Source organism: Glaciibacter superstes DSM 21135 (genome assembly GCF_000421145.1).
Taxonomy (GTDB): Bacteria; Actinomycetota; Actinomycetes; order Actinomycetales; family Microbacteriaceae; genus Cryobacterium; species Cryobacterium superstes.
In genome coordinates, this window is record NZ_ATWH01000005.1 from 232,761 (window position 1) to 246,146 (window position 13,386).

Genomic DNA, 13,386 nt, shown 5'->3' on the forward strand with positions numbered 1-13,386 from the left:
CACGTGACATCCATACCCGCCGACCCGGCATCGGGCGACATCGACTGGGGCGCGCTGCGCGAAGCGGCCGCCGACGCGATGGGCAAGGCATACGTGCCGTACTCGAACTTTCCGGTGGGCGCCGCCGCGCTGGTCACCGACGGGCGTGTGATCAGCGGATGCAACGTGGAGAACGCCTCGTACGGCGTCACGCTCTGCGCGGAGTGCTCCCTGGTCTCTGAACTGATCATGAGCGGAGGTGGCCGGCTGGTCGCCTTCGCCTGCGTCGACGGGCGCGGCAACACGCTGATGCCGTGCGGGCGCTGCCGGCAGCTGCTCTACGAGCACTCGGCCGCCGGGATGCTGCTCGAGACCGTGTCTGGGATCCGCACCATCGACGAGGTGCTGCCAGACGCCTTCGGACCGAGACAGCTCGCCGAGTATCGCGGGGTGCAGCTGTGAGCGGGGTGCAGCTGTGAGCGGCGGCGCTTCTGCCGGCAGCCCTGTCGAGGACTTCGACGCCGTCGACCTGATCCACACCAAGCGCGACCGCGGCGAACTCTCGACCGCGCAGATCGACTGGCTGGTTGATGCCTACACCCGTGGTTATGTGGGTGACGAGCAGATGGCCGCCATGACCATGGCGATCTTCCTGAACGGCATGAGCCGCACCGAGATTCGCGACCTGACCATGGCGATGATCGCCAGCGGTGAGCGGATGAGTTTCGACGGGCTCGGCAAGCCGACCACAGACAAGCACTCCACCGGCGGGGTCGGCGACAAGATCACCCTTCCGTTGATGCCGCTCGTTGCCGTGTTCGGCGTCGCGGTTCCGCAGCTCTCCGGCCGCGGCCTCGGCCACACCGGTGGCACGCTCGACAAGCTCGAGTCCATCCCGGGCTGGCGTGCGAACCTCTCCAACGAGGAAATGTTCGCCCAACTCCGCGATGTCGGAGGGGTCATCTGCGCGGCCGGCAGCGGGCTCGCTCCCGCAGACGGCAAGCTCTACTCACTGCGCGACATCACCGGAACGGTCGAGTCGATCCCGCTGATCGCCTCGTCGATCATGTCCAAGAAGATCGCGGAGGGCACCGGTGCGCTGGTGCTCGACGTGAAGTTCGGCTCCGGCGCGTTCCTGAAAGACATCGAGGAGTCCAGGGAGCTTGCGCGAACAATGGTGGCGCTCGGGCAGGACGCGGGCGTCGCGACATCCGCTCTGCTGACCAACATGAACGTGCCTCTCGGGCTCGCCATCGGCAATGCGAACGAGGTGCGCGAGTCGGTCGAAGTGCTCGGCGGGGGCGGCCCGGCCGATATCACCGAGCTGACCGTTGCCCTGGCCCGTGAGATGCTCGCGCTGGCAGGCAAGACCGACGTCGACGTCGAGGCCGCGCTGCAGGATGGTCGGGCGATGGACAAGTGGCGAGAGGTGATCCGTGCGCAGGGCGGCGACCCGGATGCGGCGCTGCCGGTCGCGAAGGAGACGCATACCGTTTACGCCGATCGCGACGGGGTTCTCGTGCAGCAGGATGCCCTGCCGTTCGGCATCGCAGCCTGGCGGCTCGGCGCGGGGCGTGCGAGGAAGGGAGACCCGGTGCAGCACTCCGCCGGCGTCGACCTGCACGCGAAGCCCGGTGACACCGTCACCAAGGGCCAGCCGCTGTTCACGCTGAGCGCCGACGAGCCGGCCCGTTTCCCGCGGGCGCTCGAGTCGGTCGATGGCGCGTGGCGGATCGGTGACGAGGGCGACGAAGTTCTCACCGGCGGGCCGCTCATCGCCGACCGCGTCGGCGGCTAGCGCCCGCCGCGCCCGCCGCGGCGCCACCCCCAGCTCGTGCGTCTGGGCCGCGCCACGCGCCATTAGCGCGCTCATGCGCCATGCGCGCGTGGTGCATACGCGCGTAACTGGCGCGCAGCTGGTCAAGCGGTGGTCAAACAACGGGAGGACATGCTGCCGAGTTCTGCAAACCCGGGTCGAAGCGGTGCTGCGCCTCGAACATATATGAAAGTTCAGTTCATATGTGTAAACTCTGGCCATGACTGATCTGATTTCCACCGGCCGGAGCCGCATCGAATGGATTCGCTCCCGCATGCCGCTCCTCGCGAGGGCGCGTGCGGACTTCGCCGAGTCCCGCCCATTCGCCGGCCGTCGCATCGGGATGTCCCTGCACCTGGAGCCGAAGACAGCCGTACTCCTCGAGACCCTGCAGGCCGGAGGCGCCGAGATCATCGCCACCGGCAACCACGGCTCGACGCAGGACGACATCGTCGCCGTGCTCCGCGACGGGGGTATGAGCCTGTTCGGTGCGAGGGACGACACCCTCGAGCAACACCACGCCAACGTGCAGGCGGTGCTGGATGCCGCGCCGGACATGCTCCTCGACAACGGGGCAGACCTCGCCGCAGGCATCATCGCCCAGGGCAGAACCGCGACGCTCATCGGTGGCACAGAGGAGACCACGTCGGGCGGTATCCGCCTGCGCGACGAGCTCGCCGACGCCGTCCCCTTCCCGGTCATCGTCATCAACGACAGCCTGCTCAAGGCGATCGGCGAGAATCGGCACGCCGTCGGCCAGTCGGTGGTCGAGAGCTTCATGCGCATCACGAACCTGATGGTTCCCGGCCGCCACTTCGTCGTCGTCGGCTACGGCTGGTGTGGGCGCGGCATCGCGCAGTACCTGCGCGCGCTCGGCGGCCAGGTCGCTGTCGTCGAACTCGACGTTCTCAAGGCGTTCGAGGCTGCGCTCGACGGCTACCGCGTGGGCAGCGCCGCCGACCTCGCGGGCTGGGCCGATGTCGTCATCACCGCGACGGGACACCCCGGCGTGATCGGCGACGAGGTGTTCGACCGGTTGCGTGACGGCGCGGTGTTGGCGAACAGCGGTCACTTCCCCTGGGAGATCGACGTCGCCCGATTGAAGGCGCGCGCAGCATCCGTCACCACCGTCGACCAGGCAATCGAACGGATCGACCTGCCAGACGGCCGCCACGTCGTGCTGATCGCCGATGGGCGCATGTTCAACCTCGCCGGCCCGCACCCCAAGGGCAACTCATTGGAGGCGATGGACCTCGGGTTCCTGCTCCAGGTGCTTTCCCTCGAACGGATCGCGACGGCCGCCGACAGCTTGGCCGCGGGCGCACAACCTGTTCCCGCCGACCTTGAGCGAGAGATCGCGACGCGCTTCCTGGCTGCACTCGACGCGTCCCGCTGACCGCGATGGCCACCAATTACGCCGTCCCGGCGCTCGACAAGGCGCTCGACATCCTCGAGTTGCTCGCCGGGCACGCCGGCGGACTGGGCCAGGCGCAGGTGGCGGAGGCCGTCGGCCGCACGGTCGGCGAGATCTTCCGCGTGTTGCAGACACTCGAGCGGCGGGGCTTCATTCTGCGCGAGCGCCAGAGCGGCCTGTACGTGTTGTCCACACGGATGCTCGAACTCGCCAACCAGCACCCGCCGCTTCGCGGTCTCGTGCAGGCGGCGTCTGACCCGATGAGGCGATTCGCACAGGAGACCAGGCAATCGTGCAATCTTTCGACCCTTGAGTCCACCGTCGTGCGCGTCATCGCGCACGCGGAGAGCCCCGCCGACTTCGGGTTCCGGGTGCGCGTCGGCGCCGGGTTCCCTGCCGCGTCCACGTCGACCGGGATCGTGCTCCTGGCCTTCGCAGAGCCCGACACCCTCGACTTCGCACGCGCGGAGCTTGCGGTACACGGGACAGACCTCGTCGTGCTCGACGAGCGGATCGCTGCGGCGCGTGAACGCGGCTGGGCATCGGATCCGGATCCGAGGCAGGAGGGAATCCTGGACATCGTGTATCCGGTGTTCGGGCGCTCGCCCCACGCGGTGGCCGCATTCACGGTGCCATACCTGGCCACGAGTTACAGCGAGGTCGACGCGGGCGACGTGCTCACCAGGGCGGCCGGCACGGCGGCGGAGATTTCCCGCGTCGTGCAGGGCGGAGCCTGACCGGCGTGCTTCTCTCGTGCGTCTCTGGTCCGAGCCACGCGCCATTTGCGCGCGTATGCGCCATGCGCGCGTGGTGCATACGCGCGTAACTGGCGCTCGACGTTTGAACCGGTGGTCGAACGGCGGGAGGACGTGCAGGCGACGTTCAGCAAACGGACAGGCCAAAACGCCGCGCCGCCGGTAGATTAGGCACGTGAATGTCATTCCAGAGGAATATCTGTTGTCCGGCGGCGGCACCAGCATCAACGCCCTGCCGAAAGTCTCGCTGCACGACCACCTCGACGGTGGCCTGCGTCCGCAAACGATCATCGAACTTGCCGACTCCATCGGACTCGATTTGCCGGCGACGGATGCCGCTCAGCTCGGTTCGTGGTTCGAGAACCAGTCCAACTCCGGATCGCTGGTCGAGTACCTGAAGACCTTCGACATCACCACCGCCGTCATGCAGACGCACGAGGGCCTCAGCCGAGTCGCCCGCGAGTTTGTGGAAGACCTCGGCCGCGACGGGGTCATCTACGGAGAGATCCGTTGGGCGCCCGAACAGCACCTCGGCCGCGGACTCACCCTCGACGAGGCCGTTGAGGCTGTGCAGGAAGGCATCGAAGCGGGCATCGACGACGTCGCCCAGTCCGGTTCCTCGATCCGCATCGGCCAGCTGGTGACGGCGATGCGGCACGCCAACCGCGGCCTCGAGATCGCCGAACTCGCCGTGCGCCACCGCGACGACGGCGTGGCAGGGTTCGACATCGCCGGCGCAGAGCTCGGATTCCCGGCCCGCAACCACCTGGCCGCGTTCGACTATCTCGCCAAGGAGTTCCTCCCCGTCACGGTGCACGCCGGCGAGGCCGACGGGCCGGGCAGCATCCGTGGCGCCCTGTTCGACGGACGCGCCCTGCGTCTCGGCCACGGTGTTCGACTCGCGGAGGACATCACCATCGAGCGTGAAGACGACGACAATACCTACGTCACCCTCGGCCCGGTGGCGCAGTGGGTGCGTGACCGTGAGATCGCGCTCGAGCTGAGCCCGTCGTCAAACCTGCAGACCGGTGCGATCGCGGCGTGGGGTGACGACCTGCTCGACCACCCGTTCGACCTGCTCTACCAGCTCGGCTTCCGGGTGACGGTCAACACCGACAACCGGTTGATGAGCAACACCAGCCTGACGCAGGAACTCGCGCTGCTGAGCGATGCGTTCGGCTACGACCTCGACGATCTCGAGACCTTCCAGCTGAATGCCGCCGCCGCATCGTTTCAGCCGCTCGAAGACCGCGAAGAACTGGCGGATGCCATCATCGCGGGTTTCCAGGAGGCCTGATCCGGCACCTGACCGGTCTGGCCGCTCCGGCCACTCCATCGAGCAACACAACCGCCACCCGCCTCTCCCGGAAAGATCCTGCGATGCCCCTCCCTCCACTGCCAGACACTGCGATTGCCATCGGCGTGCACGCCGACGACTGGCGCGCGGCGGTGCGAGCAGCGGGCGATGCGCTGGAAGGTTCCGGGTCGACGACGGCCGACTACACCGGTCGCATGATCGTGATGATCGAAGAGTTCGGCGCGTACATCGTGATCGCACCCGGGCTGGCGCTGGCGCACGCGCGTCCGGGTCCCGATGTACTCACTGAAGGCCTCAGCGTCGTCACCCTGGCCGAGCCGGTGTCGTTTGGCCACCCTCACAATGACCCGGTCAGCGTGGTGATCGGCCTGGCCGTCACTGGCGCAGACGAGCACATACACTTTGTGGCGGAGCTGGCGAACGTGTTCAACGATGCGAGCGTGATTCCAGCGGTCGCTGCGGCGACGGATGCCGACGGCATCCGTTCGCTGCTCGGCGCGAACGCTCTCGCTGAAAGGGAGCTGCTCTCGTGAAGATTGTGGCGTTGTGCGGGGCCGGTGTCGGAACATCCGCGATTCTCAAGGTGACCGCAGAGCGTGCGCTCAAGCGGCTGGGAATCGATGCCGAGGTGACGGCGACGGATGTCGCGAGCGTGCGCGCGGTCGCCTCTGATGCGCAGGTGATTCTGAGCTCTTCTGAGCTGGTCGAGGCGATCGGCAAGACCAATGCCGATGTGATCGTGGTCGACAACTACTTCGACCTCGACGAGCTCACGCAGAAGCTCGAGGTCGCTCTCGGCTGAGCCTGGCCAGCCGTGGATTGACCGGCCCTTGATCAACTACGTCGGCGCTGACGCGGGCAGGATCACCAGGTCGAGGTAGTCGCGCAGGCATCCGGCCATGTCGGTGGTGCCTCGGGCGAGCAGCCATTGCGTCTGAATGCCGTCCCATAATGCAATGATCGACGCCGCCGCTCGATCCGGATCGACGCCGTCACGCAACCGCCCGGCGGCGCCGAGCGCACGCAGTTCTCCCGCATACTCCTCGCGCAGCCGGTCGAATCGGGCGACGAAGTAGTCGCGCGCCGGATGGTCGTCGGTCGCTGACTCGCCGCACAGCACGGTGTACAGCTCGATCACTCCCGGCACGGTCTCGTTGTACTCCGCCTGATGAACGAGTGTGTCGGCGAATTCAGGCGGCCGCTCCTGGGACGGCCCCCCGTCGGCAATCACGTCGCGATGGTTCAGTACGGCGACCAACAGGTCGTCCTTCGTCGGAAAGTAGTGCAACAGGCTGGTCTGGCTCATGCCGACGCGATCAGCGATCTCCTGGAACGTGCCGCCCCGGAATCCCCGCGCCGCGAAGACGCCGTGTGCCGCTGCGACAATCGTGCGGCGGCGCTCAACCGACTTCGCATAGGGCCCGCGACGGCTGCCTCGATCGACACTGGTCATGACGGCAGGCTATCGCGCTACACGAAATGAATCGAATTTCGAGTGACGGCTCGAAATTGTGCTAGCGTCAACCCATTCGCGCGTCGCACCCCTGAATGGGGGGTGAACCGCGATGAACAGAGCGATGAGGCTCTCGCAGCATCATCGGCCAACACACAACGAAGTGAAAGGCACATGACTCCACTCACACGACGCCAACTCCTGAGCGCAGGCTTCAGCGCCGCAGCCGTCGGGTTGCTCGCCGGATGCGCGACCCCCGGAACCACCTCGGTCAATTCCGCCCCGGCAATCGCCGCCGCAGCATCCGGCGAGAAGATCACCCTCACCTACTGGTCATGGTTGAAAGACCTGCAGAACGTCGCCGACATCTGGAACGCGAAGAACCCGAACGTGCAGGTAGAAGCGGTCTGGATTCCTGGGGGCAACGAGGGTGGATATCAGAAGCTGTATTCGGCTCTGGCATCGGGTGGCGGACCAGACCTCGCACAGGTGGAGATGCGCACCATCCCCGAGTTCATGCTTGTCAACGGGCTTGTCGACCTGTCGCGGTACGGGGCAGACGAGCACGCACACCTCTACGACGAGACACTGTGGAAGCAGGTCAGCTACGTCGACGGTGTGTACGGAATTCCGCAGGACTCCGGCCCGATGGCGATGTTCTACCAGCCAGACGTGCTCGGCACCGAATCGCCGGCCACGTGGGACGACTGGGCGGTCGTTGCCGCAGAGATGCGGGCGAAGGATGTCTACCTGGACACGTTCAGCCTCGCTGATGCCTCGTCCTTTGCGGCATACGCCACCCAGGCCGGCGCCAGCTGGTTTCGCGCCGAGAAAGACGGCTGGGTTATCAACATGACAGACGACGCCACACTCCAAGTGGCGCGATTCTTCGACAAGGCGATCGATGACGACCTCGTGCAGACCGGATACGGCAACTACTCCCCGGCCTGGTTCGCGGCCGCATCCTCAGGGCAGATCGCCTCCTGCGTCACGGCCAGCTGGGGCGACGCGCTCATTGAGGGCGTTGCGGGAGGCGAGGGCAAGTGGATGGCCGCGCCGATGCCGACGTGGGGAAACGGTGGCTACGGCTCGAGCTATCAAGGTGGTTCCACGGCGGCGGTGCTCGCCAACAGCAAGCACCCAAAGGAAGCACTGGACTTCGCCGTGTGGATGACAACCTCGAAAGAGGGCATCGACGCGATGATCGAAAACAGCGGCATCGGCTGGTCGCCGGCCCGCGACTTCATCGGTACCCAGCGCCAGCAGCCATCCGAGTTCTTCAGCGGCCAGAACTACAACGAAGAGGTCTTCGTCCCGGCCACGCAGCAACAGAACTCCGAATGGTCGTGGTGGCCGGTCACCCAGCAGTCGTTCAACATTCTGAGCGACGGCTTCCGTAAGAAGGCTTCGGGCGGAACGCTCGTCGACGCCGTTGCCGCAGCCGAGAAGCAGATCATCTCGGTTTTCACCAACAAGGGCCTCAGCATCCGTAAGGAGACGGCATGACAACGACGCCAGTCGCCACCGGCACCGCCGAGCGCCAACAACCCACCGAGCTGCGCACAGGAAAGCCCGCCAGAGCCCGACGCACGCGCGGCGCCGCCAGGGCCCCGTGGATGCTCCTTGCACCATTCCTCGCGCTCTTTGTGCTGACCTTCATTCTGCCGATCATCGTGGCGATCGGCTCGAGCTTCACATCGGTGAGGCGAAGCGGCCTCTTCGGCGAAGAAGGCGTCACGAGCGAGTTCGCCTGGTTCGATAACTACGCACTTGCGCTCGCCGACGGCAACTTCATCGCATCGATCGGGCGGATGCTTCTCTTCGGTGTCGTGCAGGTACCGATCATGATCGTCCTGGCCACTGTGCTCGCCCTCATGCTGGAGTCGGCGAGCGCCAGGTGGCCAGGGTTCTTCCGCGCCGCCTACTTCCTGCCGTACGGCGTTCCTGGTGTCATCGCCACGATCCTGTGGTCGTTCCTCTACGTTCCCGGCCTCAGCCCACTGTTCGACGTCGCCGCGCTCGTCGGGCTCGAACCCGACTTCCTCGGCGCCGGCAGCGTGCTCTGGTCGATCGCCAACATTGTGGTGTGGAGCTACACCGGGTACAACATGCTCATCATCGTCGCGCAGCTCAAGTCGATCCCCGTCGAACTGTATGAGGCGGCTCGCGTCGACGGCGCGTCGACCTGGCGCGTCGTGCGCAGCATCCAGCTGCCGTTGATTCGCCCCGCGCTCGTGCTGACCACGGTCTTTTCGATCATCGGAACGCTTCAGCTCTTCGCCGAGGCGCAAGTGCTGATGAAAGTGGCACCGGCGATCGACAGTCAGTACACGCCGAACCTCAGCGCATACACCACGGCGTTCGCCTACAACGACTACAACGTCGCGGCGGCCCAAGCCGTGCTCATCGCTGTTGTCGCGTTCGCACTCTCCTTCATCTTCCTCAAACTGACGAACAGGAAGTCCGCATGACCGCCACAACAGCGCAGAGAGCGGATGCCGAAACGGAGCGATCCGCACGTCAAACGAAGAGCACCCGCCGCTCTGATCGCATGGCCGGCAAGCGCCGCTCGTCGACCATCATCGTGACGGCGATCCTCGCGATCGTGGCACTGTACTTCCTGGTTCCCGTTTACTGGGTGTTCGTCGCGTCGACCAAGTCGACAGAGGATCTCTTCTCGACATACGGGTTCTGGTTCGCGCCGACGTTCTCGCTGTGGGAGAACCTGTCGCAGGTGTTGAGCTACGACGGCGGAGTCTTCGTGCGCTGGTTCCTCAACTCGCTGCTCTACGCCGGAGTCGGCGGCGTCATCGCCACCTACTTCGCCGCGGCGGGCGGGTACGCACTCGCCAAGTACGACTTCAAGGGTCGTAACTTCGTGTTCGGCACGATCCTCGGCGGCGTGCTGGTGCCCGGGACGGCGACCGCTCTGCCTCTCTTCCTGTTGTTCAGCCAGATGGGCCTCGCGAACACCTACTGGAGCGTGCTGCTACCGTCGCTCGTCTCGCCGTTCGGACTGTTTCTCTGCCGGATCTACGCGCAGGCAACCGTCGACAACTCACTCATGGAGGCCGCCAGAATCGATGGGGCGAGCGAGCTACGTATCTTCCACACGCTTGGCCTGCGCATTCTGACGCCTGCACTGGTGACGGTGTTCCTGTTCCAGCTCGTCGGCATCTGGAACAACTACTTCCTGCCGCTCGTGATGCTGAGCGACACCGAACTGTTCCCGATCACCCTCGGCCTCAACAACTGGCTCAGCCAGGTCGACCGGCTGCCCGAATTCTACGAACTCACCACCGGCGGGGTACTGCTCTCAGTCATCCCGCTCGGCATCGCAATGATTGTCCTGCAGCGCTTCTGGCGCGGTGGGCTGACCGAAGGATCCGTCAAGGCATGACCACGCTCCCCACATCTGTTCGACCGCTGTCTGAGCTCACGAACAGCGCCGGCAGCGCCGATTACAGCAGCGCCGACTACATCACTGATCGCGGCCCAAGTTCCGGGCGCCGAGTGCCAGCCCGCTCGTGGCTGCACTCCGATGCCCCGACGCTGTCGCTGAACGGCGACTGGCGCTTCAGGCTGCTGGCCGGGGCGCCGGGAACACCCGGCGGGCGCGGGGTGCTCCCTGATGATGAGGCGGCCGAAGATGTCGCTGCCGAGTCATTCGACGACACCGCGTGGGACGAGATGGTTGTGCCGTCGCACTGGGTGCTGCAGGGCGACGGCCGTTACGGGCGGCCCATCTACACGAACGTGCAATATCCGTTTCCGACCGACCAGCCGAACGTGCCAGACGAGAATCCGACGGGCGACTACCGGCGGCGCTTCGAGCTGCCCGCCGAATGGTCTGATGCCGCATCCGTTGTTCTGCGATTCGACGGGGTCGAGTCGCGGTATCGCGTGTGGGTCAACGGCGCCTTGATCGGAGTGGGCGTCGGCAGCCGCCTGGCGCAGGAGTTCGATGTGAGCTCAGCGCTGCGTGCGGGCCGCCCGAATCTCCTCGTGGTGCGCGTGCACCAGTGGTCGGCCTCCAGCTATCTCGAAGACCAGGACCAGTGGTGGATGCCGGGCATCTTCCGCGATGTGACGCTGCAGGCGCGCCCGGTCGGCGGCCTCGACGACGTGTGGCTGCGCACCGGGTTCTCGGGTGACGCCGGAGTGCCTGGCGCCGCGGGGGCCGGCACAATCGACCCGGAGATCACGGCGACGGATGCCGCGTTCCCGGTGTCGCTCACGGTGCCAGAGCTCGGAATCGAGGTGACGTGGGCCGCGGCATCCGATGTTGCACCCGTCTTAATCGACGGCGCCCTGCCCTGGTCAGCTGAAGAGCCGCGACTCTACGACGCTGAGGTGTCGAGCGCGGCAGAGACCGTGTCGATGCGGCTCGGTTTTCGCTCTGTGGAGATCGTCGGTGACCAGTTCCTGGTGAACGGCAGACGGGTGGTGTTCCATGGGATGAACCGGCACGAGACGCATCCAGACCACGGGCGCGTGTTCGATGAGGACTTCGCCCGCGAAGACCTCGCACTCATGAAGCGGTTCAACGTGAATGCGATTCGCACGAGCCACTATCCGCCGCATCCGCGCCTTCTCGACCTGGCCGATGAGCTGGGGTTTTGGGTGATTCTCGAGTGCGACCTCGAGACGCACGGATTCTCCGCGAACAACTGGATCGGTAACCCGAGCGACGATGTCGCCTGGCGCGAGGCGTACGTCGACCGAATCGAGCGCACCATCGAGCGCGACAAGAACCACCCGTCCATCGTGATGTGGTCGCTCGGCAACGAGTCGGGCACGGGCGCGAACCTGGCGGCCATGGCGGCGTGGGCGCACGCCCGCGACACCCGGCCGGTGCACTACGAGGGCGACTATTCCGGCGCGTACACCGACGTGTACTCGCGGATGTACTCGTCGGTTCCGGAGACAGACGCGATCGGCAGAGACGACTCCCGTTCGGAGTTGCTCGGATGCTCGACAGCGGAGTCTGCGCGGCAGCGGACGAAGCCGTTCATCCTGTGCGAGTACGTGCACGCCATGGGCAACGGACCCGGTGCGATCGACCAGTACGAAGACCTCGTCGACCGCTACCCGCGGCTGCACGGCGGATTCGTCTGGGAGTGGAGGGATCACGGCATCCGCTCCGTTGCCGACGACGGGAGCGAATTCTTCGCATACGGCGGTGACTTCGGTGAGGTTCTGCACGATGGCAACTTCGTGATGGACGGCATGGTGCTCTCCGACGGCACGCCGTCGCCGGGGCTGTGGGAGTACAAGCAGATCGTGTCGCCGATTCGGCTTCGGTTCGCTGGTGCTGGTGCTGGTGCTGGCGCTGGGCGCGTTGTCACGGTGTCGAACCTCCGGCACACGGCTGATGCATCCGATGTGGTGTTCCGCTGGCGCGTCGAGGTGGATGGCAGGCGGGCCCGTTCGGGCGAACTTGCCGTTGTCGGCGCGGCGGGCGGTGCGCTCGCCGCGGGTGAGACCGCCCGGGTGTCGCTGCCGGCGTCGGTGACGGATGCCGCGGTGACGGATGCCGCGGTGACGGATGTCGCGGTGACGGATGCTGCGCAGTTGGATGGTGCACCTGCCGCGAGGGAGGTGTGGCTCACACTCGAGGCTGTGCTCCGGGATGATACCGCGTGGGCGGAATCGGGTCACGTGCTCGTGGCGGCACAGACCGACCTCACGAGCGGGCCACCTGACGGCCTGCGTCCACCGCGGCCCACGGCATCCGTTGACCGCATCGCGGCGCAGCCTGCCCAGGGTCGCACGACGCTCGGGCTGGCAGAATTCGTCGACGGTCGACTCGTGTCGCTGGGCGCGGCATCCGTCGCCGGCCCGCGTCTCGAACTCTGGCGCGCTCCGACCGACAACGACTACGGGGCGGGGCGGGGCTCGTACGACCTGGGCGATCCGTGGCTGAACAACGGCAACGGGGTTGAAGCTCCCTCCTCGGTCGACGTCTGGCGGCATGCCGGCCTCGACCGGCTGACCGCTCGAGTCGAGACGGTCTCAGCGGTGACCGACGGTATTCGGGTGCGAACGCGCTATGCGCCGGCTGACAGCAGCAATGCGGTCCAGGTGGACGAGTCGTGGCAGCTTGTCAACGGAGAGCTGTGGCTGAGGCTCGACGTCATTCCGACGTCGGAGTGGGGCATCATCTGGCCCCGTGTCGGCGTGCGCTTCGACCTGCCTGCCGCTGTCGATGGGGCGTCATGGTTTGGAGCGGGTCCGCTGCCGTCGTATCCAGACAGCAGGCATGCATCGCTTGTCGGCCGCTACGAGGCGTCGATCGATGACCTCGCGGTGGATTACGCGAAGCCGCAGGAGAACGGGCACCGCAGCGACGTGCGTTCGCTGTCACTCGCGCAGGATGGCGAGCCATGGCTGCGGCTGGATGCGGTGGCGGATGCTCGCGGCCGGCTCCCGGGGTTCACCCTCGCACGGCACACGGCGCAGCAGCTGGCTTCGGCCGGGCATCCGTTTGAGTTGCCGCAGAGCGATGCCTCGTACCTCTATCTCGATGCGGCGCAACACGGATTGGGATCGCGGGCGTGCGGCCCGGATGTGTGGCCCGACTACCAGCTGCGGCCGGAAGCGCGCACGCTGGTGTTCCGCATCTCGGCTGAGTAGGGCAGCCCTCTCGTT

Annotated in this window: 12 protein-coding genes; 11 read left to right on the forward strand and 1 reads right to left on the reverse strand. The window is 66.2% G+C overall.

Features of this window, described 5'->3' with window-relative positions; genetic code table 11:
• Positions 1 to 3: 3 nt before the first annotated feature.
• From K323_RS0108670 to K323_RS0108700, 7 genes are all read left to right on the forward strand, one after another.
• A complete protein-coding gene (locus tag K323_RS0108670; RefSeq protein WP_022884890.1) occupies positions 4 to 441 on the forward strand; it encodes a cytidine deaminase in 438 nt (145 codons plus the stop codon).
• A gap of 13 nt (positions 442 to 454) precedes the next feature.
• On the forward strand, positions 455 to 1,777 hold the full coding sequence (locus tag K323_RS0108675; protein WP_022884891.1) for a thymidine phosphorylase: 1,323 nt from the start codon (positions 455 to 457) through the stop codon (positions 1,775 to 1,777).
• A gap of 238 nt (positions 1,778 to 2,015) precedes the next feature.
• Positions 2,016 to 3,191, forward strand: a complete 1,176-nt coding sequence (locus K323_RS0108680) for an adenosylhomocysteinase (protein WP_022884892.1) — start codon at positions 2,016 to 2,018, stop codon at positions 3,189 to 3,191.
• Between the two features lie 5 nt (positions 3,192 to 3,196).
• On the forward strand, positions 3,197 to 3,946 hold the full coding sequence (locus K323_RS0108685) for an IclR family transcriptional regulator (protein WP_022884893.1): 750 nt from the start codon (positions 3,197 to 3,199) through the stop codon (positions 3,944 to 3,946).
• Positions 3,947 to 4,139: 193 nt separating this feature from the next.
• Positions 4,140 to 5,261, forward strand: coding sequence for an adenosine deaminase (locus tag K323_RS0108690; protein WP_022884894.1), 1,122 nt, complete (start codon positions 4,140 to 4,142; stop codon positions 5,259 to 5,261).
• Positions 5,262 to 5,344: 83 nt separating this feature from the next.
• Positions 5,345 to 5,815: a PTS sugar transporter subunit IIA gene (locus tag K323_RS0108695; protein WP_022884895.1), complete on the forward strand. Its 471-nt coding sequence runs from the start codon at positions 5,345 to 5,347 to the stop codon at positions 5,813 to 5,815.
• Positions 5,812 to 6,084, forward strand: a complete 273-nt coding sequence (locus K323_RS0108700; RefSeq protein WP_022884896.1) for a PTS sugar transporter subunit IIB — start codon at positions 5,812 to 5,814, stop codon at positions 6,082 to 6,084. Before K323_RS0108695 ends, K323_RS0108700 begins: the two co-directional genes overlap by 4 nt.
• Before the next feature lie 36 nt (positions 6,085 to 6,120).
• Here the strand turns inward: K323_RS0108700 and K323_RS0108705 are convergent, their stop codons facing one another.
• Positions 6,121 to 6,735, reverse strand: a complete 615-nt coding sequence (locus K323_RS0108705) for a TetR/AcrR family transcriptional regulator (RefSeq protein WP_022884897.1) — start codon at positions 6,733 to 6,735, stop codon at positions 6,121 to 6,123.
• A gap of 174 nt (positions 6,736 to 6,909) precedes the next feature.
• Here K323_RS0108705 and K323_RS0108710 point away from each other — a divergent pair, with 174 nt between their 5' ends.
• The 4 genes from K323_RS0108710 to K323_RS0108725 all read left to right on the forward strand — a co-directional run bounded on the left by K323_RS0108710 (position 6,910) and on the right by K323_RS0108725 (position 13,371).
• On the forward strand, positions 6,910 to 8,241 hold the full coding sequence (locus K323_RS0108710) for an ABC transporter substrate-binding protein (protein WP_022884898.1): 1,332 nt from the start codon (positions 6,910 to 6,912) through the stop codon (positions 8,239 to 8,241).
• A complete protein-coding gene (locus tag K323_RS0108715) occupies positions 8,238 to 9,206 on the forward strand; it encodes a carbohydrate ABC transporter permease (RefSeq protein ID WP_022884899.1) in 969 nt (322 codons plus the stop codon). Before K323_RS0108710 ends, K323_RS0108715 begins: the two co-directional genes overlap by 4 nt.
• Positions 9,207 to 9,286: 80 nt before the next feature.
• Positions 9,287 to 10,135, forward strand: a complete 849-nt coding sequence (locus K323_RS0108720) for a carbohydrate ABC transporter permease (protein WP_245570957.1) — start codon at positions 9,287 to 9,289, stop codon at positions 10,133 to 10,135.
• Positions 10,132 to 13,371, forward strand: a complete 3,240-nt coding sequence (locus K323_RS0108725; protein ID WP_022884901.1) for a glycoside hydrolase family 2 TIM barrel-domain containing protein — start codon at positions 10,132 to 10,134, stop codon at positions 13,369 to 13,371. Before K323_RS0108720 ends, K323_RS0108725 begins: the two co-directional genes overlap by 4 nt.
• Positions 13,372 to 13,386 lie beyond the last annotated feature (15 nt).